Consider the following 21,390-nt stretch of genomic DNA (forward strand, 5'->3'; position numbering starts at 1 on the left):
GATTTTGTCTCTTTCTTCTTTAAAATGAAGTCTACAAGATTCTTCACTCCCAAAATTTGCCGTAAAATTGAATAGATTCATCGCTTTTTTTATCAAATATAAGACTTTTTATTTAATTATGGGTGATTACGGACAATCAAACTCTTTAATAACTATTTTACAAAAAAATACGTTTTTAAGAAGTTTTTGTTAAAAAAAATTTATATTGCGCCCGATTTAAAACTAAACTAAAAACACAAATCAAATTATTATGAAAAAAATTATTTTATTGTTATTATTGCTGAACGTCAGCTTTATTTTTGCTCAAAAAGAGATCACTGGTGTCGTAAATGACAACACTGGAAATGCTTTACCAGGAGTAAACATTGTTGAAAAGGGAACTAGAAACGGTGTTTCTACTGACATCAACGGAACTTACAAAATAAGCGTTGCTGAAGGAGCTACTTTAGTATTTAGTTATGTTGGGTATTCTAATGTTGAAAAAACGGCTAACAGTTCTTCTATTAATGTTACATTATCTGAAGATGGTGGGCAAAATCTTGATGAAGTTGTAGTTACAGGAACAAGAACTGCTCCTAGAAGTAACACAACTACTGCACTCCCTATTGACGTTTTGTCATCAAAAGATTTGACTTCAACAGGTCAGGCTACTTTTGACAAAGCTTTACAGTACAAAATTCCATCTTTTAACACGGTACAAACACCAGTTAATGATGCGACTTCTTTACTAGATCCTTATGAAATTAGAAACATGGGACCAAGTAGAACTTTAATTCTTATCAACGGAAAACGTAAAAATTTAAGCTCATTGCTTTATGTGCAAACTTCTCCAGGACGTGGTGAAACAGGTGCAGATATATCTGCAATTCCTACTGATGCTATTGAAAGAGTGGAAATTCTTCGTGATGGTGCATCAGCTCAATATGGTTCTGATGCGATTGCAGGGGTAATGAATATTATCTTGAAGAAAAGCACTAACGGAGGATCTGTAACTGTAAGAAGTGGAATGACTTCTAAAGGTGATGGAGAAATGTTAGGAGTTAGCTTAAACAACGGATCAACTGTTGGAGATAAAGGTTTTGTAAATTATACTGTAGATTTTTCTAAAGTAAATTTATCAAACAGACCTGGAAATGTTGATGCAGCTGGTGAGGCTGGAGATTTTGGTGCTTCATTATCTGATGTACAATCTTTCCTTTCAAAACATCCAGATGCAGGAAACATTAACGGCTCACCAGAAACAGCTGCTGCTAAATTCTTAGTAAATGGCGGTAGTGATTTAAGTGAAAATTCGCAAATTTACTACAACGCAGCATATGTTTACAAAAAAGTAAATTCGTTCGCTAACTACAGAACTCCATATTGGAGAACAGTATCTGACTTTCCTTACTTAAAAGACTTTTTTGGTAATGGTACTCCAGGTTCTTACCAAGGTTATGTTCCTACATTTACAGGAGATTTGAATGATTACAATGGTTCATTGGGTTACAAAACTGTTAAAAATGGATGGAATACAGATGCTAGTATTACTGTAGGTGGTAACACCCAAACATATGCTGTAGAAAATTCTCATAACAGAAGTTCTTTTCTAGATGGAAATGGAGCTGATATTTACAGAGAAAATAGCCCAATATCTTTCAAACCAGGAGGAACATCTTTTAACCATGTTGTTGGGAATTTAGACATATCTAAAGTAGTATCTGACAAAGTTAGTATTGGTTTTGGATCTGAGATCAGAACAGAAACTTTTGAAGTTATCGAAGGAGACAAAGCATCTTGGGATGGAATTGGAGCTGATTCATTTGCTGGTAACAGACCAGAAAATTCAGGTAAATGGAATCGTTACAACTTAGGTGGTTATTTTGACCTTGCTTATGATGTAACTGAAGACTTTTTAATCAATGGTACTGTTCGTTACGAAGATTATAGTGATTTTGGTGGAGCAACAGTATGGAAATTAAGCTCTCGTTATAAATTTTCTGATGACAAGATTACATTAAGAGGATCTGTTTCTACTGGTTTCAGAGCACCAACCTTGCACCAAATTTATACTCAAAAATCTCAATACTCTTTTGTTCCTGGTCAAGGAATTCAAGTTAGTGGTTTAATCAGTAACAATTCTCCACAAGCTCGTGTTTTAGGTGTTCCTGAATTAGATGCTGAAAAATCAACAAACATAACTTTTGGTATTGGTGCTAAACCTTCAAGAAACTTCAACTTTACTCTAGACTACTATAATATTAAAGTAGCTGATAGAATTGTTTTAGGAGATAAAGTAGAAACTGAATTTGGAACAGTAAGTTGGTTCGAAAATTCATTTGACTCAAGAACCTCAGGTTTAGACGTGGTTGCTAATTATAACAACATTGAAGTTGGAACAGGTAAATTAGGATTCAACTTGTCTGGAAATGTTACTTTTCAAAATGAAAGAATATCTCCAGTTAGAAGTAATAATTTTGGTGCACCAATTGATGCTATGATGTTTACTTCAAGACCTGACACAAAATGGATTTTAGGAGCTAATTATGAAATCGGGAAATATACATTCTCTTTAAACAATACTTATTTTGGAAAAACTACATTTAGACAAGATGGTATGGATTCTAACTTAAGAACTGAATTTACTCCAAAAATTGTAACTGATTTAGGGATTTCTTACTCTGCAACTGACAAATTAACTTTATCTTTTAATGCTAACAATTTATTGAATGTACTTCCTGAATGGAGTTTCAAAGCAGAAAATGCTACTGGGGCTGCTTTATTAGCAGACGCTGCACAAGTAAAAAATCAATCTAATTTAATTACTTTCAACCAACGTTATTCTCAAATGACATACGATGGTTTTCACTTTAGCCAATTAGGATCAATGTTCAACTTATCTTTGAACTATAAATTCTAATTCGATTATCGAATTTAATTTTAAAAGGGCTGTCTTACGACAGCCCTTTTTTTAAAAAACAATTCGAAATAAAAATCTTTTCATAAAAAAATCCTGAACTCGCATTCAGGATTTTTAATTTTTAATTATAAATTTTTAATTACAACTTATTCGTTGTGTAAAAAAGCTTGTCTGTTTAACAACGTTTCTTCACTTTCAACGTGTTCTCCATCTGGAATACAACAATCAACCGGGCAAACCGCAGCACATTGAGGTTCATCATGAAATCCTTTGCACTCCGTACACTTTCCTGGAACAATATAATAAAGATCGTCCGAAATTGGTGTTTGAGCAGCATCAGCATCTACTTCTTCGCCTGAAGGTAAAATTATTTTTCCTTTAACTTTGGTTCCATCTTTATATCTCCAATCGTCTGCTCCTTCATATATTGCAGTGTTTGGACATTCTGGTTCACAAGCACCACAGTTGATGCATTCATCTGTTATTATTATTGCCATTTTTTTTATGTTAGATGTTATAAAACAAAGAGTAAGCGCTTAACGTTTTCTCTTTTGACTTATAACTAATTAAAGCTTATTTTTGCACAAAATTACAATCAAAACTATTCATATACAAGTTACTTATGTTCGAAAACAATAAAAAAAGATGTTTTATTGAATTAGGAAAATTTTTAAGCCAGTTTTCAGAAGAAAAAAATGTAAAAAACCAAGTAGTTTTACACAATGACTTTTTTTTTGAAGCATTTATTAATTTAATCCAACTTTCGCAATCCCATAACGGTTGGTACACTCCGGAAAATGTATATTTTTCTATTCAATCATGGGCAAAATCCTTAACTGAAGAAAATTTGGAAAAATGGTTTTCCTTATATAATTTCAACGAAGTAAAATCAAAAAATGTAGGTCTAATTCTAGCCGGAAACATTCCGTTAGTTGGCTTTCACGATTTCTTATCTATTTTAATTTCCGGTCACAACGTTTTAATAAAAACATCATCAAACGATCAATATTTACTGCCTTTTATAGCAAAATACCTAATTGCTATTGAACCCGAATTTTCTAATAAAATCACTTTCGTAGAAGGCAAACTAGAAAATTTCGATGCTGTGATTGCCACCGGAAGCAACAATACGGCACGTTATTTTGAATATTATTTTAAAGACAAACCGACTATTATAAGAAAAAATAGAAATTCGGTTGCTGTTTTAAAAGGAGACGAAACCAAGGAACAATTAGCTGCTTTGGGCGAGGATATTTTTAGGTATTTTGGCCTTGGTTGTCGCAATGTTTCGAAATTATTTGTTCCCAAAGGATATTCATTTATAGCTTTTTTTGAAGCCATTTTCGAATATCAAGACGTTATTCATTATGAAAAATATGCCAATAACTACGATTATAACAAGGCGGTTTTCCTGATGAGTAATTTTAAACTACTGGATAATGGTTTTCTGACAATTAAAGAAGACGCAAGTTATGCTTCGCCAATTTCTAGTGTTTTTTATGAATATTATGAAAACATGCCTGGACTACAAATTCGCCTACAAACGGAAAGCGAGCAAATTCAATGTATTGTAAGTAATAATCTTGTTGAAAATAGCATTGATTTTGGTAAAACACAAAGCCCGAATTTATGGGATTATGCGGATAATGTAGATACTATAACGTTTTTGTTAACAATATAAAACAAAAACAGAAAATTATTCCGAATTATTTAACACTTATTCAACTCTGATTTCCGAAATTTGCAACTTAATTTTTTGGATATAAAAAACACCATGAAAAAACACAACTACAGCGCAGGACCTTGTATTTTACCACAAGAAGTTTTCGAAAAATCGGCACAAGCAATATTGGATTTCAATAATTCTGGATTGTCAATTTTAGAAATTTCTCACCGAAGCAAAGACTTTGTTGCTGTTATGGACGAAGCTCGTGCATTGGCAATTGAACTTTTAGGTTTGGAGGGTAAAGGGTATCAAGCGCTTTTTCTTGCTGGTGGAGCTAGTCTAGAATTCTTGATGACTCCGTATAATCTAATGCAGGAAAACGGGAAAGCGGCTTATCTTGACTCCGGAACATGGGCAAGTGCAGCAATAAAAGAAGCCAAATTTTTTGGAGAAACTGTTGTTGTAGCTTCTTCAAAAGACGAAAATTATAATTATGTGCCTAAAGGCTATTCTGTTCCGGCAGATGCAGATTATTTCCACTGCACAAGTAACAACACTATTTTTGGAACTCAAATGAAGGAATTTCCAAGTTTAGATATGCCAATCGTTTGCGATATGAGTTCGGATATCTTTTCGAGAGTTTTGGATTTTTCAAAATTTGACATTATCTATGCCGGCGCACAAAAAAATATGGGTCCAGCAGGAACCACTTTGGTAATAATCAAAGAAGATATTCTTGGCAAAAATGGTCGTGTAATTCCAAGTATGTTGGATTATGCTAAACATATCAAAGCAGAAAGCATGTATAATACGCCACCTGTTTTTCCGGTTTATGCCTCTTTGCAGACTTTGAAATGGTTGAAAAACCTTGGCGGAATTGCTGCAATCGAAAAAATAAACAATGCTAAAGCAGCTTTGATTTATTCAGAAATTGATAGAAATCCACTATTCAAAGGAGCTGCGGTTGTTGAAGATCGTTCTAATATGAATGCTACTTTCTTGTTGAATGACCCATTACACGCAGATATTTTTAACGCTATGTTGAAAGAAGCTGGAATCATTGGATTGCCTGGACACCGATCAGTTGGTGGTTATAGAGCTTCTATGTACAATGCTTTACCATTAGAAAGTGTACAAGTTTTAGTTGACGTAATGCAAGAATTAGAAGGAAACGTTTAGTTATTAAACACAAAAATTCCTAGCCCCGATAGCAGTGAAAATCCTTTTTTGAGGTTTTTACCGAAAAAAAGATTGTACCGGATTGCTTCGCCAGTTCGGTTTTCAGCCTCGGGTGCAGGAAATAGCTCAAAAAAAAAAATAATATGAGGACGAGATTGTTTCGTTTCTCGCAATGACTTAAAAAATGAAAGTATTAGCCAATGACGGAATTTCAAAAAGTGGAATTCTAGCTTTAGAAAAAGGAGGATTTGAAGTTATAACTACAAAAGTAGCACAAGAACAAGTGGCGAATTTCGTTAACGAAAACAACGTAAGCGTAGTTTTGGTGCGAAGCGCAACTAAAGTTCGCAAGGAAATTATCGATGCTTGTCCAGGATTGAAAATCATTGGTCGTGGCGGCGTTGGGATGGATAACATCGATGTTGATTATGCTAAAAGCAAGGGGATTCACGTTATTAACACACCTGCTTCTTCGTCAGAATCAGTAGCTGAATTAGTTTTTGCTCATTTACTTTCTGGTGTTCGTTTCTTACACGATTCTAACAGAAATATGCCTCTAGAAGGAGATTCAAACTTTAATGGTTTGAAGAAAGCGTATGCTGACGGAGTTGAGTTAAGAGGAAAAACACTTGGAATTGTTGGTATTGGACGTATTGGTCAAGCTACCGCAAAAATGGCGCTTGGATTAGGGATGAAAGTAATTGCTGCCGATATGTTTATCCCAAAAGTAGATGTGAAAGTAGTATTTTTTGACGGGCAAGCTGTAACAACTTCTATTGTTTCACAATCTTTAGAATCTTTATTCAAAGAAGCTGATTTCATTACCTTGCATGTTCCTGCTCAAGACGGATATATCGTTGACGAAGCAGCATTAGCAATTATGAAAGACGGCGTGGGTATCGTAAATTGTGCTCGTGGCGGTGTTATTGACGAAGTAGCATTGGTAAAAGCATTAGACAACGGAAAAGTTTTATTTGCAGGATTAGACGTTTTTGAAAGCGAACCTAAACCAGAAATGTCGATTTTGATGCATCCAAAAATTTCATTGACTCCTCATATTGGAGCTGCAACAGGAGAAGCCCAAGATAGAATTGGTACCGAATTAGCTAGTCAAATAATTAGTTTATTAAGCTAGAATAAAAATTATATTGCAAAAAGCTGTCTCTAAAAAGACAGCTTTTTTTATTTCAAAAAGATCCAAAACAATTAAAAAAAATGCTGGTAAACATTGGACACTATCCTGATTTATATAAAATAAACAAAATCAATTATGAACCTAATATTGACTATGTCTATGAAGTAAATTTTATATATGCAACAATAGATTTATTTAAAAATACCCACAAACAAAAACCATTCGGTTATGACCAATAAGATAATGTCACTATATTTGTTAATCATTTAAAAGAAGATGGGGAATTTAAAGAAACGCTGGGGAATTACTTCCAATTATCAATTGGCAATCATTTTTGTGGTTTTTGCCATAAATGGTTCATTGTCTGCAAAAATTTCTGGCTTTGCAATGAATTATTTTGGTATAAATAATGAAAATACCCATTGGATTCTTTATTATTTAGTTTTAATACTATTAGTTTTACCCGTTTATCCCTTTTTGTTAATGTTCTTTGGTTACCTTTTTGGACAATCAAAATTCTTCTTCCCCTTTTCAAAAAAAATGCTACAAAGTATGGGATTGGGTTTTATTTTCAAAAAATAAAACGGAAAATTATTTTTCTTTTTTTATCCAATAATTGTAAATCCAAGTCAATGTAAAAGATGGAATTACATCCGAAAACGGAATAATTTCTTCCAGGAAAGCAAAAACACCTGCAACCTTTCCAACTCTTCCTTTGTACATCCAAGTCATTAAAAATCCAGCTAATGGTGCCCATACCACATCTGAAAATTATCCAAAAAATGGGATAGTAAATGACAACATTCCAATACCATCAAATAATATTCCCAGAATAAGATTTCTGTTTTTGTTATTCACGGCCTCCACCTCAATTTCTTTGGACATTTTCTAAAGATTTTCAAAACAAATATACAACTCTAATGCCGGAAACATTTTAGATTTTAGTCCAAAAAGTTTTCGCTATAGATATTAGAATTAAAATTACATTAAAATATAGAAAATCTTTGTTTCTTTGTGGAAACTGTTCTAATAATGATTCACGCAAAAAACATTCATAAATATTACGACCAACTTCACGTACTAAAAGGGGTTGATTTACACATCCAAAAAGGTGAAATCGTTTCCATTGTGGGTGCTTCAGGCGCAGGGAAAACAACGCTTTTGCAAATACTTGGAACATTGGACAAACCAACAATCGAAAACGGAATTGAATTGCGCATCAATGACCAGGATATTTTGACCATGAATGACAAAACATTATCCAAATTTAGAAACTTAAATTTGGGGTTTATTTTTCAATTTCATCAATTATTACCTGAGTTTACCGCATTAGAAAATGTTTGTATTCCTGCCTATATTGCTAATAAATCGCGACACGAAACTGAAACCGAAGCCAAAAAATTATTGGACTATCTCGGACTTTCACACCGAATAAACCATAAACCGAACGAACTTTCGGGCGGAGAACAGCAACGTGTTGCAGTTGCAAGAGCTTTAATAAATAAACCAGCTATCATTTTTGCCGACGAACCTTCGGGAAATCTCGATACCCATTCTGCCGAAAATTTGCACCAATTGTTTTTCAAATTGCGGGACGAATTAGGACAAACTTTCGTGATTGTAACTCATAATGAAGAATTGGCCAATATGGCTGATAGAAAACTGTTTATGGTAGATGGCTTGATTAGCAATTAAAATTTTAAAGTTTATCTGGTTTAAAGTTTATTTGAACCAAAACAACACTTCATCTATTAAATGTTAAACAAAAAATGAATCAATCCGAACTCAAACCCTTCCTTGACGAAAAAGTCTTGCAATACAATACACTTGATTTTATCGAAACTGATCCCGTGCAAATTCCGCATTTGTTTTCGCAAAAAGAAGATATCGAAATTGCTGGATTTCTTAGCGCGACCATTGCTTGGGGAAATCGGAAAATGATTATCAAAAACTCCCATAGAATGATCGATTTGATGGGAAATTCACCTTTCGATTTTGTGATGTCGCACACTGAAAATGATTTGGAACGAATGGAATCCTTTGTGCATCGAACGTTTAACGGACAGGATTTTGCTAGTTTTATAAAAGGGTTACAGCATATTTACAAAAATCACGGCGGACTTGAAGCTGTTTTTGCCAAACACCTAGAACCAAATTCGATGCAAAAAAGCATTTCTGAATTCAAGAAAACATTCTTCGAAATTCCACATCAAAACCGGACTCAAAAACACATTTCAGATCCCATGAATGGTTCAGCGGCGAAACGCATCAATATGTACCTGAGATGGATGTGTCGCCAAGACAACAAAGGTGTCGATCTTGGCATTTGGAAAAGCATTTCACCTTCGCTCCTATCTTGTCCTTTGGACGTACACTCTGGGAATGTAGCTCGAAAACTTGGTTTGCTTACCCGGAAACAAAATGACGGAAAGGCATTGGCTGAATTAGACATGAAACTCCGCGAATTAGACCCTAATGATCCTGTAAAGTACGATTTCGCTTTATTTGGATTAGGTGTTTTTGAAGGGTTTTAACATTGATTATTAGAGTATTGAAATCATATATTACTGGAAACGTTAAACAATCTGACCATCTAACCATCAATTTAACGTACCTTTGCACAAAATTTACGTTTTATGACCACTTTCGAGCAATTCAATCTTCCAAAATCAGTTCAAAAAGCAATCGATGATTTAGGATTTGTAACACCAACACCCATTCAGGAAAAAACTTTTTCTGTGATAATGTCGGGACGTGATATGATGGGAATTGCACAAACGGGAACAGGTAAAACATTTGCTTATTTATTACCCTTATTAAAATTATATAAATTTACACCTGGTCATACTCCGAAAATAGTAATTCTAGTTCCCACACGTGAACTTGTGGTGCAAGTTGCTGAGGAAGTTGAAAAATTGACCAAATATATGTCCGTTCGTACCGTTGCAATTTTTGGGGGTGTCAATATTAATACTCAAAAAACAACTGTTTATAAAGGCTGTGATATCCTAGTGGGAACCCCTGGAAGGATAATGGATTTAACGTTAGACAACGTAATTCGTTTTGAAGAAATGCAAAAATTGGTTATCGATGAGTTTGACGAAATGCTAAATTTAGGTTTTCGCACCCAATTGACAGCTATTTTGGCAATGATGCCTAAAAAAAGACAAAACATCCTTTTTTCTGCCACTATGACTGAAGAGGTTGATGCAATTTTGAACGACTATTTTGACTATCCTGAAGAAGTTACACTTTCGGCATCAGGAACACCATTAGAAAATATCAAACAATTTACTTATTTAGCTCCTAATTTTAATACCAAAATAAATCTACTGAAACATTTATTGCAGACTAATTCAGCTATGAGTCGTGTTTTAGTTTTTGTGAATAACAAGAAAATTTCAGATATGGTTCACGAACGTATTGAAGAAGATTTTGAAGGTCAGTTTGGAGTTATTCACTCGAATAAATCTCAAAATTATCGTTTGAGCACAATGGCCTCTTTTCAAGAGGGTAATCTTCGAGGACTAATCACTACTGATATAATGGCGAGAGGATTGGACATATCCAATATTACGCACGTTATCAACTTTGAAATGCCCGAACTTCCTGAATTATATATGCACCGTATCGGAAGAACTGGTCGTGCTGACGCTTCAGGAACAGCAATAAGTTTAATTGCTCCCCGTGAAGAAGAATCAAAAGTGGCTATTGAAGTATTAATGAATATGGAATTATCTGTCGAGGCATTCCCAGAAACTGTAGAAATTTCATTAAAACTTATCGAACCTGAAAAAGATAGACAGCAGATCAAGTTTTTAATGAAGAAACAAAAATTAGACGGTGATGGTGCATTTCAAGAAAAAAGCAAAAAGAATAAAAAAGTCAATCTAGGTGGGCCTGGCGTAACTAAGAAAAAAACACATGGTTCTGTTAATAGAAATATGTTGAAAACCCGAGACAAGAAAAGGAAAGACAATAAAAAATAGTACTCTGTTAAAAACAACTCTTTTCTTTTAGAAATTCTATTTATAAACTTTAAAAAAAGGTAATTGTTTATCCCTGATTTTATTCTTGTAAAAATGTTTTAGTAAAAAATTAGCAACTACTTTTCTTCTAATATTAATATCGAATATATAAATATAAGTTCCTTAGGTGACGCAACTATTTGTATAAGTCAAAATAACCAAATTAAACTTTTTTTACTTGTGCTTTCCAGTTCTTTAAAGTAAAAATGGAAAGAGTCCTTCTTTAATATTGACTTTTTTTTCCAATTCAATTGTCCCAAACAAAAATACAGTAATATGAACTTACAATTATATACAAATTTGTATTTTTGACAAACTAAATGACGGAATGCAATTTAAATACCCAGAAATTCTCTATTTCCTCCTATTGCTAGCCCTACCGGTTCTGATTCATTTGTTTCAATTACGCCGTTTCAAAAAAGAATATTTCACGAATGTTAAATTCTTAAAAGAACTTTCCATACAAACTAGGAAGAGTTCCGAAATAAAAAAATGGTTGCTTTTGGCATCGCGTTTGTTATTGTTAACATGCCTCATCATATCGTTTGCAAAACCTTTTTTCAAAGCCAAAAACAGCGAAAACAGTTCGAACGAAATGTATATCGTTTTAGACAATTCCTTCTCGATGCAAGCTAAAGGTCAAAAAGGCGAACTCCTAAAAAGATCCGTACAGGAATTGCTCGAAAACATTCCTGAAAACCAAATTTTTTCCCTGATAACTAATTCTCAAACTTTTTGGAATACAGATATAAAATCCATTCAAAAAGAATTACAAAACCTAAAATACAATGCTTTACCGTTTCAATTAGAAAGCGCCATGGCAAAAATTAAATCGATAAAATCAATTTTCAATAAGGATGTTGTTGTGATTACGGATGCTGTTGGCTTAGAGCCAAGACAGTTAAAAAGTATCGACAGCAACTACAATACGTATTTTATTGTCCCAAAAGCCGAAAACAAAAATAATGTTTCTATAGATAGTGTTTTTATGCATCAAACTTTAGACGATTTCTATGAAATTGGACTAAAATTAAGAGCATATGGTGCTGTCTCAAAGAAAATTTCCGTGGGTTTGTACAATCAAAATAAACTGATTGCAAAGACTTTGACGAAAGTTGAACGCAAGGATAAATTTATTTATTTTACTATTCCTAAAAAAGATTTTCACGGTTATGCCTCGATAATAGACAACGGATTAGAATACGACAACACCTTGTATTTCAGCATTTCAAAATCTGAGAAAAGTAAAGTAATCAGTATTGGTACGCCCGAAAAAAGCAACTTTCTTTACCGAATTTATACGAATGACGAATTCATGTTCAGGAATTTTGATATTGGAAATTTAGACTATAATTCCATCGAAAAACAAGATGCCATTGTGTTGAACGAATTAGACAAAATACCACAAGCACTTCAAACCACCTTGAAATTTTTTGCAGAAAAAGGCGGAAATTTGATGGTAATTCCTTCGGCTACAAATTCTGTTGCAAACCTGAATCAGTTTCTGATGAATTTTGGTTCCATCCAATTCAAATATTTAGAAAATAAGGAAAAGTTAGTAACGAAGATTAACTTCAACCACCCTCTATTTTCTGGCGTTTTCGAAAACAAAATCGATAATTTTCAATATCCAAAAACAAAAAAATCGTTTGCAATATCAAGTTCCAATCCAGCGGTGTTGTATTATGAAGACCAAAGTTCTTTTTTGACTTCAATAAATAATCCAATCTCGTCAGTCTATATTTTTGGTGCACCAATAAATTTGGAAAATTCCAATTTTCAACAATCGCCACTGATTGTACCAACTTTTTACAAAATGGCAATATGCAGTAGAAATAAGGAAATAAATACACTGATTATTGGAAATAATAATCCATTTTTAACAGACGTAACTTTGTCTAAAGACGAAATTTTGAATGTAAAAAACAACAATGAAACTTTTATCCCGATTCAACAAATTTTGAATAACAAGGTGAAATTGACTTTTAATGATTATCCGGTCCAAGCTGGAAATTTTGCAGTTTACAAACAAAAGGATTGGTTGCAAAATATCAGTTTCAATTATAATCGTACCGAAAGTGATTTGGCTCAAGCCAATAAAAACATACTTTCAAACTATAAAAAAATTAATTCCATTGCCGCCGTTTTCGATACTTTACAAACCAACAGAAACGACAATCAAATTTGGAAATGGTTTGTTATCTTTGCATTACTATTTCTGGTAACCGAAATAGCAATTATACGATTCGTAAAGTAAAACGAAAGTCAAATAATTAAATAAACACTATGAAAATAATAATCCGGGGCGCCAAAATTATCGATTCCGAAAGTCCTTTTCACAACAAAACAGTGGATGTTTTAATTGTTGATGACAGCATCAAAAAAATAGGAACTTTACTTCCTAATTTAGAAAATGCAAAAGAAATAAAACTCGAAAATCTCCATCTTTCACAAGGATGGTTCGATAGTAGTGTTTCACTTGGTGAACCTGGTTTTGAAGAAAGGGAAACCATTGAAAACGGACTAAATGTTGCCGCACAAAGTGGTTTTACCGCCATAGCATTGCAATCCAACTCCTACCCGATTATCGACAATCAATCCCAAATTAATTTTGTAAAAACTAAAGCAAATGGTTTTGCCACGCAACTTTTCCCAATTGGGGCTTTAACTAAAGGAAGCGAAGGAAAAGATATGACCGAATTATTCGACATGAAAAATGCTGGTGCTGTCGCTTTTGGAGATTACAATAAAAGTTTAGATAATGCCAATTTACTTAAAATAGCCTTGCAATATGTACAGGATTTTGATGGATTAGTCATTGCTTTTGCCCAAGATTCTAACATAAAAGGAAACGGAGTTGCCAATGAAAGTCTTGTTTCGACAAAATTAGGTTTAAAAGGAATTCCAAATCTAGCCGAGGAATTGCAAATCGCCAGAAACTTGTTCTTACTGGAATATACTGGTGGAAAACTACACATTCCTACAATTTCTAGTGCAAAATCGGTGCAATTAATTAAAGATGCTAAATCCAAAGGATTAAAGGTGACTTGTAGTGTTGCCGTGCATCATTTAGTTTTAACCGATGCTACATTAGAAGGTTTCGACACAAGATATAAGGTTTCGCCACCGCTGCGTACAGAAACTGACAGGAAAGCTTTGCTAGCGGGAGTTCTCGACAATACAATCGATATGATTACGTCTGACCATAATCCGATAGATATTGAACATAAAAAAATGGAATTTGATTTGGCTAAAGACGGGACAATCGGTTTGGAAAGTGCTTTTGGTGCTTTATTAACCGTGCTGCCTTTAGAAAAAATAATCGAAAAATTGACTTCTGGAAAAACAACTTTCGGAATTGAAAAGCAGAGTATAGATGAAGGTCAAAAGGCAAATATTACTTTATACAATCCCGAAGGAAAAAGCATTTTTACAAAAGAAAACATTTTATCAAAATCGAAGAATTCAGCTTTTCTAGGGTTAGAAATGAAAGGGAAAGTGTATGGTATTTTTAATCAGGGAAAATTAGTTTTGTAATTAAATAATTTATGGACAACGAAAACGGAAAAACAGCCGCAATAACAAGCTATATTTTAATCATTGGAGTCTTTATTGCTATGTCGATGAATTCTGAAAACAAAAGCCCGTTTGCTTCCTTTCACATTCGCCAAGCATTGGGTTTATCCATTACTTTTATCTCCTTGGGATTAATCATAAGCAATTTTGATAGCCCAATGATTTCAATTTCAATGTGGATTTCCCTCTCTGTTTTGTGGACTTACGGAATTTTTAGCGCCATCAATGGTGAAACAAAACCGATTCCTTTATTGGGAAATTATTTCCAAAAATGGTTTTCAAACATATCATAGTTAAATGAAATTATCACTCGAATATCGCGTTAGAGAACCTAAAACAAAGTTGGGGAAAAATCCATTATTACTATTACTTCATGGTTATGGCAGCAACGAAGAAGATTTATTTTCGTTTGAAGCGGAACTTCCTGATGCATATTATATTGTTTCGGCTCGTGCTCCTTACACAATGCAACATGGAAGTTATGCCTGGTATGCCATCAACTTTGATGCCGATCAAAACCGGTTTTCTGACAATGAACAAGCAAAAATTTCGAGAGATTTAATAGCTGTATTTATAGACGAGTTAGTCTCAAATCATTCAATTGATCCTGAAAACGTGACCTTAATTGGCTTTAGCCAAGGAACTATTTTGAGTTATGCTGTGGCTCTTTCGCATCCTGAAAAAGCGCAAAGAGTGGTGGCGATGAGTGGTTATGTGAATGAAGAAATTCTGGAAGAAAACTATTTAAAAAAATCGTTTACCAATCTTAAAATATTTGCTTCACACGGAACAGTCGACCAAGTAATTCCTGTGGAATGGGGAAGAAAAGCAAAGCCCTTTTTGGATAAATTAGGCATTAACACGACTTATAAAGAATACCCAATTGGACATGGAGTTTCACCACAAAACTTTTATGACTTCAAGAATTGGTTGCTTCAAAATTAGACTATTTCTGGTAAATCAAGGATTGAATTGTCTCAAAAGAAACCGTATCATCATTATTGATAAAATACTTCAAGAGCACTTCTCCCCAATATTCTCCATCATTAAAATCGGCAATAATCCAGCGGTGATTCAAAATTTTCACCTTATTGATGATGAATTTATTAGCTCCAATTTGATCTTGCCCCGTGTATGGATTTCCTTTAGGATTAGCATTTAAATCTAATAGTTTTTCGGTTACAAAAGGAACTAATATTTCGATTTGAATCGTTTTTGTAGCATTATCAGGATTAAAATAATTTTGGGCATTTTCATCTAATGCTAAAGAAAAATAATTGGCATCAGCCAGTTTATTTCTAGTCATATTTAGGCTATCATTCAAAAATTTTTCTTTTTTTGCGAATTGATTTTGTTCAAAAGTTAATTCCTTAGTAAAATACATATAAGTAAAAAAATTCAAAAGTATCACAAGAATAAATAGATAAAGCAGTAATGATTTTTTCATTTTTAAGTGTTATTAAATCGTTATTTCTAAGTTGTCATAAGCTAGATAAACGTTCTTGGGGAGTTTTTGTTGTATCTCTTTATGAAAACCTAGAATATGGCTGATGTGTGTAATATATGCTTTTTGAGGTTTAATCAAAGTAATAAAATCTAAAGCTTCCTGTAAATTAAAATGTGTGGCGTGAGGTTCTTCACGTAAAGCATTTACAACCAAAACTTTCAGATTTTTTAACTTTTCAGTTTCGGCTTTTTCTATAGTTTTCACGTCAGTTAAATAAGCAAAATCATCAATCCTGTATCCAAAAACTTGTAAATTTCCATGCATCACATTGATAGGAATTGCCATTTTATCTCCAATAGAAAAAGATTGATTATTGACTACTTCAATAGTTTTTACCGATGGTGCTCCTGGGTATTTATTCTTGAACTCAAAAATATAATCAAATCTTTTTTTTAGGTTTTCAAGAACTCGCTGGTGTGCATATATTGGAATTTCACCTTGTTTGAAATTAAAGGGACGAATATCATCCAATCCGGCAGTATGATCAGAGTGTTCATGAGTGTATAAAATTCCGTCCACTTTTTGACAACTTGAGGCTAACATTTGCTGTCTAAAGTCGGGTCCGCAATCGATTAAGTAAGAATGATTATCCCATGAAATCCATACCGAAACCCGGAGTCTTTTGTCCTTAAAATCAACACTTTGACATACCGAATGATTGCTTCCAATTACAGGAATTCCTTGTGAAGTACCGGTTCCTAAAAAATATACATTCATTAAGCACGATTTTTGTTAATTATTTTACAAAAATAGGATTAATTATCTTTCATTAGAAACCTATTTAATTAACTTTGCAATAAATAGCCCTACCTAAAATAATATGGATACAGAAATAAAATTGAAAGGTGATAAAGTCATCGAACAAATTCCTTCAATAAAAGACAAAGCACTTCGTATTAATTTAAACGAAAATATTTACGGAACCTTTGCAGAAATTGGAGCGGGACAAGAAACTGTAAGGCATTTTTTTAGGGCTGGGGGGTCTTCTGGAACTATTGCAAAGGCAATGTCGGCTTATGATAAAGACTTTAGTGATGCTATATATGGAGTTGAAGAAGATGGGCGTTATGTAACTGAAAGTCGTCTTAAAAAAATGCTTTCGCATGAAGCAGGTCTAATGGAAAACCGGTTAAGCAGAAAAACACATCCTAATAAAATATTTTTTAGTTATGCAAATACAGTCGCTACCATTGACTTTGCCAAACAATTCAAAGGACATGGATGGGTTGGCATTCGATATCAAATCGAACCTGAAGAAGATTACAACGAAATTATAATACACATTCGTTTTAAGGAAACAGACGTTCGTTTACAACAAGAAACGCTTGGTATTCTTGGGGTAAATCTAATTTATGGTGCTTTTTATAAATACAACGATCCAAAACGATTGTTGCGTTATCTATACGACCATCTAGATAAAGATCAACTTGAAATAGACACCATTAATTTTTCGGGGCCACGATTTATCGATATTGACAACCGTTTGATGAGTTTGCAATTAGTAAAAAATGGAATGACTGATGCTGTAATATTTGATCCAGAAGGTAGAAACATACTTCCTGCAGCCATATTGTACAAAAAAAATATCCTAACCTTAAGAGGAAGTTTTCGCCCAGTGACAAAGGTAAATATGAATATGTATGAAGAATCATTAAAAATGTTTTTACAAGAGCACAAAGTAGATGCTAATAACACCTTAGTTATCTTTGAGATTACCTTGTCAAACTTACGTTCTGACGGTGAAATCGATGAAAGAGATTTTATGGATAGAGCTGAATTACTCTGTTCACTTGGCCAAACGGTAATGATTTCAAATTTTCAAGAATACTATAAAGTTGTTGAATATTTTGCCAAATATACCAAAGCTAGAATGGGATTGGCAATGGGTGTAAATAATTTGGTGGACATTTTTGATGAGAAATACTACCGTCATTTAAGCGGTGGAATTCTAGAAGCTTTCGGTAAATTATTTTACCGCGACATGAAAGTATATTTGTACCCAATGATAGATGAAAACGGAGAAATAATAAATTCCGAAACATTGAGAGTTCATCCTAGAATGAAGGAATTGTATAAATTTTTCAAATTCAACGGAAAAGTTGTTGATATTAAAAACTATAATCCAGCCAATTTGGAAGTTTTTTCTCGGGAAGTGTTAAAAATGATCAGTGAAAACAAACCGGGATGGGAATCTATGTTGCCTATAGGTGTTGCTGAAGTCATCAAAAAACAAGAACTTTTCGGATATGATCCAAATAAAATTTTAGAAAAAATTAAGTAGCTAAAGTATTCGAATTATAGCTTTAAACGAAAAAAAAGAAATCCTCAATTAATTAAAAGCTTAATAAAATTACGACAAACGGACATTCAAAAAAGAGTTATTCGATTAGCCAAGATATAACTATGCTAATGCAAAATATTATTTTTGTTTATTCTTATTCAAAATTATTACTTAAGTCATTACTATTTTTAAAATTTCTTATGATAAAATCAAACGTAGCGTTCAGCACATTTCCCATAGATTTTGCTTTTTTAAAGTTCAAGTCATGTGTATAATTAAACAATCCTAATTTTAATTTTAGGACATTTTCTAATGGAGCAATAGTATCATTACCCATAATAGTCAATAATTTTTTAATGCGGTTTTCTGATGAATGAATTCTTTTGGCCAAAACGGCTCTTTCTTCATTTTTATATTGTTCTATCGAACTTTCCTCTAATTTATCTTCTACCATTTTAACCATTGGGTAATTTTCCTTAAAAAACTGTGGACGATATGTTTTCAAATTACCTTCGTAACATTGTTGGTCAAAATCTATTGGGCGAATTCGATAGACCACTTGGTCAAAATCGTGAATGGGTACAATTACGTAATTATAGGCTCTCATATCGCCAAGAAGCCTTATAAAACAGCGCTCATTAAACTTCACAAACTCTTTTGAAATCTGGGATTTTTCAGCCTCAGTACAATTTATTAAATGAATTTTCATAAAGACATCGCCAGGAATTCCCATAATATGTTCTTCTATCAAAGTGTCTTTGTATATTAAAAATTGTATTTTATCTGGGGAGAGAATATGCTCTAATTCTAAACCATAAACACGAGAAGCATCCGCTTTTTTGACATAAAAATAAACGTAATTATCATTCAGGATGTTTCGTACTTTTATTCGAAAAGGTTTTGAATTTCCGAAAGTACAATAGTCTATTGCATCAACATTCAAGAACTTTATGGTATCCAGATTTCCATCTGAATACAAGTAAGAATATAATTTTTTTAAATTTAAATCAATTTCTTTTCTTTCATGTTCGCTATAATAAACCCTTATCCATAAGGTATCCTGATCGTTCTTATCAAACACATTTATAGATCCCGAAAAACGTAATAAATCATCGTAGAAAATTGGAACTTTTGATATACGGTCGTATCGCTCTAAATATTCTAATAGTGTATTGTTTACTGGATACGTAGGTTTTTTAAAAACCATTAATGGTTCTTCGCTCATTATGATTACTTTTAATACAAATTTACATTAAATTATATTTCGAAAGTAACAAAAACAATACTTGACCGTCCTATTACAAATTAAAAACCCAAATAAATTGGAAAAGATCCTTACTATTGATAATCTATACAAACGGTATGGCAACATACAAGCCTTAAAAAATATTTCTTTCGAAATACAAAAAGGCAATGTTTACGGCATTCTTGGTCCAAACGGAAGCGGAAAATCGACAACATTAGGTATTGTTCTAAATGTTATAAATAAAACTTCGGGACAATACAGTTGGTTTGGCGGAGCGATGCAAACGCACGATGCTTTAAAAAAAGTAGGAGCCATTATCGAAAGACCTAATTTCTATCCGTATATGACTGCTGAAGAAAACCTAAAATTAGTTTGTAAAATCAAGAATATCAACTATTCAAAAATAGATGAAAAACTAGATTTGGTGGGTTTAACTGAACGAAAAAAAAGTAAATTCAGTACTTTTTCACTGGGGATGAAACAGCGGCTGGCAATTGCCTCTGCCTTATTGAATGATCCCGAAATATTGATTTTAGACGAACCTACAAACGGATTAGATCCACAAGGAATTCACCAAATTAGGGATATTATCAAACAAATTGCTGCCGAAGGAACCACCATTTTAATCGCTTCTCATTTGCTTGACGAAGTCGAAAAAGTGTGTTCTCATGTCATAATTTTAAGAAAAGGCGAAATTCTATATTCGGGTTTAGTAGATGGAATGTCAGCGAATGAAGGTTTTTTCGAATTACAAGCCAATGATCTCGAAACCTTGATGACTGTTTTGAAAACGCATCCCGCGGTTGACAAGGTTAAAATTATGGATGGCAAAGTTTTAGTGTATTTAAAAAAACCATTAGAATCTAAAGATTTAAACCGGTTCCTATTTGAAAACAACATTGTTTTAAGCCATTTGGTAAAACGCAAAAATAGTCTGGAAGAGCAGTTCTTGGAATTGACAAACAATCAATGACAATGGCGATTTCAATGGCAAATAAATTTTTAAAAAATCTAAAATCTAAAATTAAAAATGAAACGATTACTCTCTATAGAACTTCAGAAAATTTGGTTGAACAAAGCCAGCCGAATATTGACTTTGACCTATTTTATTTTACTTTCTTTTATTGCTTTAATAGCTTCGATAAAATTTGATCTCGGAATTTTTAAATTTCATCTTGCCGAAATGGGCATTTTTAATTTTCCGTTTATATGGCATTTCAATACGTACATTGCCGCTTGGCTAAAATTCTTTTTGGCTATTGTTATCGTTTCAATGATGGCAAACGAATATAGTTATGGCACATTGAAGCAAAATTTGATTGATGGAATGAGCAAAAAAGAGTTGATATTGTCTAAATTTTTGACTGTTGTTTTATTTGCTTTTTGCTCCACTGTTTTTGTTTTTGTGATGAGTTTGGCTTTAGGTTTCAGCTTTTCGTCTTATACTGAATTTGGGATTATTTTTTCAAATTTAGAATATCTCTTGGCTTTCTTTGTTAAACTGGTCGGTTTTTTCTCTTTCTGTTTATTTCTTGGAATCTTAGTAAAACGCTCTGCATTTGCAATCGGATTTCTTTTGGTTTGGTATATTGCCGAAAGTATTATGAAAGGAATTTTAAACTTTAGATTATTTCCCGAAGGCAATACAGCAGCAAACATTGAACAATTTTTTCCAATGGAATCGATTTCAAATTTAATTGTAGAACCTTTCACTAGACTTTCGGTTGTGAAAACCATTGGGACACAAATGGGAGTTGATAATATCAAAGATTATGGAGTTCCTTTCTCTTCGATTATCATTGTTTTGATTTGGACATCTCTTTTTATGTTGCTATCCTATAAATTATTAAAAAATAGAGATTTGTAGTATATT

At 33.0% G+C, this 21,390-nt stretch carries 21 protein-coding genes; 16 read left to right on the top strand and 5 right to left on the bottom strand.

Annotated elements, in window-relative coordinates:
- Positions 1-250: 250 nt before the first annotated feature.
- Entirely contained in the window at positions 251-2,899 is a 2,649-nt protein-coding gene (locus AABM59_RS08495) for a TonB-dependent receptor (RefSeq protein ID WP_338408538.1), read from the top strand.
- Positions 2,900-3,045: 146 nt separating this feature from the next.
- Here the strand turns inward: AABM59_RS08495 and AABM59_RS08500 are convergent, their stop codons facing one another.
- Entirely contained in the window at positions 3,046-3,396 is a 351-nt protein-coding gene (locus tag AABM59_RS08500; RefSeq protein ID WP_338408539.1) for a 4Fe-4S dicluster domain-containing protein, read from the bottom strand.
- A gap of 125 nt (positions 3,397-3,521) precedes the next feature.
- On the opposite strand from AABM59_RS08500, the gene AABM59_RS08505 reads away from it, so the two are divergent.
- From AABM59_RS08505 to AABM59_RS08525, 5 genes are all read left to right on the top strand, one after another.
- Positions 3,522-4,580: an acyl-CoA reductase gene (locus AABM59_RS08505; protein ID WP_338408540.1), complete on the top strand. Its 1,059-nt coding sequence runs from the start codon at positions 3,522-3,524 to the stop codon at positions 4,578-4,580.
- A 93-nt stretch (positions 4,581-4,673) separates the two neighbouring features.
- Positions 4,674-5,744 carry a 3-phosphoserine/phosphohydroxythreonine transaminase gene (gene serC, locus AABM59_RS08510; protein ID WP_338408541.1) on the top strand — a complete coding sequence of 357 codons (1,071 nt, stop codon included), beginning with the start codon at positions 4,674-4,676 and terminating at the stop codon, positions 5,742-5,744.
- 184 nt (positions 5,745-5,928) lie between these two features.
- Complete coding sequence (locus AABM59_RS08515) at positions 5,929-6,879, top strand: D-2-hydroxyacid dehydrogenase (RefSeq protein ID WP_338408542.1); 951 nt, start codon at positions 5,929-5,931, stop codon at positions 6,877-6,879.
- Between the two features lie 80 nt (positions 6,880-6,959).
- Positions 6,960-7,118: a hypothetical protein gene (locus AABM59_RS08520; protein ID WP_338408543.1), complete on the top strand. Its 159-nt coding sequence runs from the start codon at positions 6,960-6,962 to the stop codon at positions 7,116-7,118.
- Positions 7,119-7,155: 37 nt separating this feature from the next.
- Entirely contained in the window at positions 7,156-7,461 is a 306-nt protein-coding gene (locus AABM59_RS08525) for a DUF6787 family protein (protein ID WP_338408544.1), read from the top strand.
- Positions 7,462-7,470: 9 nt separating this feature from the next.
- On the opposite strand, the gene AABM59_RS08530 is transcribed toward AABM59_RS08525, so the two are convergent.
- Positions 7,471-7,641 carry a hypothetical protein gene (locus AABM59_RS08530; RefSeq protein WP_338408545.1) on the bottom strand — a complete coding sequence of 57 codons (171 nt, stop codon included), beginning with the start codon at positions 7,639-7,641 and terminating at the stop codon, positions 7,471-7,473.
- A gap of 270 nt (positions 7,642-7,911) precedes the next feature.
- Between AABM59_RS08530 and AABM59_RS08535 the strand changes: the two genes are divergently transcribed.
- The 7 genes from AABM59_RS08535 (at position 7,912) to AABM59_RS08565 (ending at position 15,428) form a co-directional block, all read left to right on the top strand.
- Complete coding sequence (locus tag AABM59_RS08535) at positions 7,912-8,574, top strand: ABC transporter ATP-binding protein (protein WP_338408546.1); 663 nt, start codon at positions 7,912-7,914, stop codon at positions 8,572-8,574.
- A 74-nt stretch (positions 8,575-8,648) separates the two neighbouring features.
- Entirely contained in the window at positions 8,649-9,413 is a 765-nt protein-coding gene (locus tag AABM59_RS08540) for a TIGR02757 family protein (protein WP_338408547.1), read from the top strand.
- Between the two features lie 102 nt (positions 9,414-9,515).
- Positions 9,516-10,868, top strand: a complete 1,353-nt coding sequence (locus tag AABM59_RS08545) for a DEAD/DEAH box helicase (RefSeq protein WP_338408548.1) — start codon at positions 9,516-9,518, stop codon at positions 10,866-10,868.
- 367 nt (positions 10,869-11,235) lie between these two features.
- Complete coding sequence (locus tag AABM59_RS08550; RefSeq protein ID WP_338408549.1) at positions 11,236-13,164, top strand: BatA domain-containing protein; 1,929 nt, start codon at positions 11,236-11,238, stop codon at positions 13,162-13,164.
- Between the two features lie 29 nt (positions 13,165-13,193).
- Positions 13,194-14,444, top strand: coding sequence for a dihydroorotase (locus AABM59_RS08555; protein WP_338408550.1), 1,251 nt, complete (start codon positions 13,194-13,196; stop codon positions 14,442-14,444).
- A gap of 11 nt (positions 14,445-14,455) precedes the next feature.
- A complete protein-coding gene (locus tag AABM59_RS08560) occupies positions 14,456-14,776 on the top strand; it encodes a hypothetical protein (RefSeq protein ID WP_338408551.1) in 321 nt (106 codons plus the stop codon).
- 4 nt (positions 14,777-14,780) lie between these two features.
- Positions 14,781-15,428 carry an alpha/beta hydrolase-fold protein gene (locus AABM59_RS08565; protein WP_338408552.1) on the top strand — a complete coding sequence of 216 codons (648 nt, stop codon included), beginning with the start codon at positions 14,781-14,783 and terminating at the stop codon, positions 15,426-15,428.
- Between the two features lies 1 nt (position 15,429).
- Here the strand turns inward: AABM59_RS08565 and AABM59_RS08570 are convergent, their stop codons facing one another.
- The gene (locus tag AABM59_RS08570) at positions 15,430-15,789 is read right to left on the bottom strand and encodes a hypothetical protein (protein ID WP_338408553.1); all 360 of its coding nucleotides are present in this window, start codon (positions 15,787-15,789) and stop codon (positions 15,430-15,432) included.
- Between the two features lie 153 nt (positions 15,790-15,942).
- On the bottom strand, positions 15,943-16,707 hold the full coding sequence (locus AABM59_RS08575) for an MBL fold metallo-hydrolase (protein WP_338408554.1): 765 nt from the start codon (positions 16,705-16,707) through the stop codon (positions 15,943-15,945).
- A gap of 103 nt (positions 16,708-16,810) precedes the next feature.
- On the opposite strand from AABM59_RS08575, the gene AABM59_RS08580 reads away from it, so the two are divergent.
- Positions 16,811-18,271 carry a TonB-dependent receptor gene (locus AABM59_RS08580; protein WP_338408555.1) on the top strand — a complete coding sequence of 487 codons (1,461 nt, stop codon included), beginning with the start codon at positions 16,811-16,813 and terminating at the stop codon, positions 18,269-18,271.
- Between the two features lie 154 nt (positions 18,272-18,425).
- Here AABM59_RS08580 and AABM59_RS08585 read toward each other — a convergent pair whose 3' ends face one another.
- Positions 18,426-19,496, bottom strand: a complete 1,071-nt coding sequence (locus AABM59_RS08585; RefSeq protein ID WP_338408556.1) for a hypothetical protein — start codon at positions 19,494-19,496, stop codon at positions 18,426-18,428.
- A 97-nt stretch (positions 19,497-19,593) separates the two neighbouring features.
- On the opposite strand from AABM59_RS08585, the gene AABM59_RS08590 reads away from it, so the two are divergent.
- Both AABM59_RS08590 and AABM59_RS08595 read left to right on the top strand, forming a co-directional pair.
- Entirely contained in the window at positions 19,594-20,490 is an 897-nt protein-coding gene (locus AABM59_RS08590; RefSeq protein WP_338408557.1) for an ATP-binding cassette domain-containing protein, read from the top strand.
- 57 nt (positions 20,491-20,547) lie between these two features.
- Complete coding sequence (locus tag AABM59_RS08595; RefSeq protein ID WP_338408558.1) at positions 20,548-21,384, top strand: ABC transporter permease; 837 nt, start codon at positions 20,548-20,550, stop codon at positions 21,382-21,384.
- The last annotated feature ends 6 nt before the right edge of the window (positions 21,385-21,390 follow it).

This window comes from uncultured Flavobacterium sp., from assembly GCF_963925185.1.
Lineage (GTDB): Bacteria > Bacteroidota > Bacteroidia > Flavobacteriales > Flavobacteriaceae > Flavobacterium.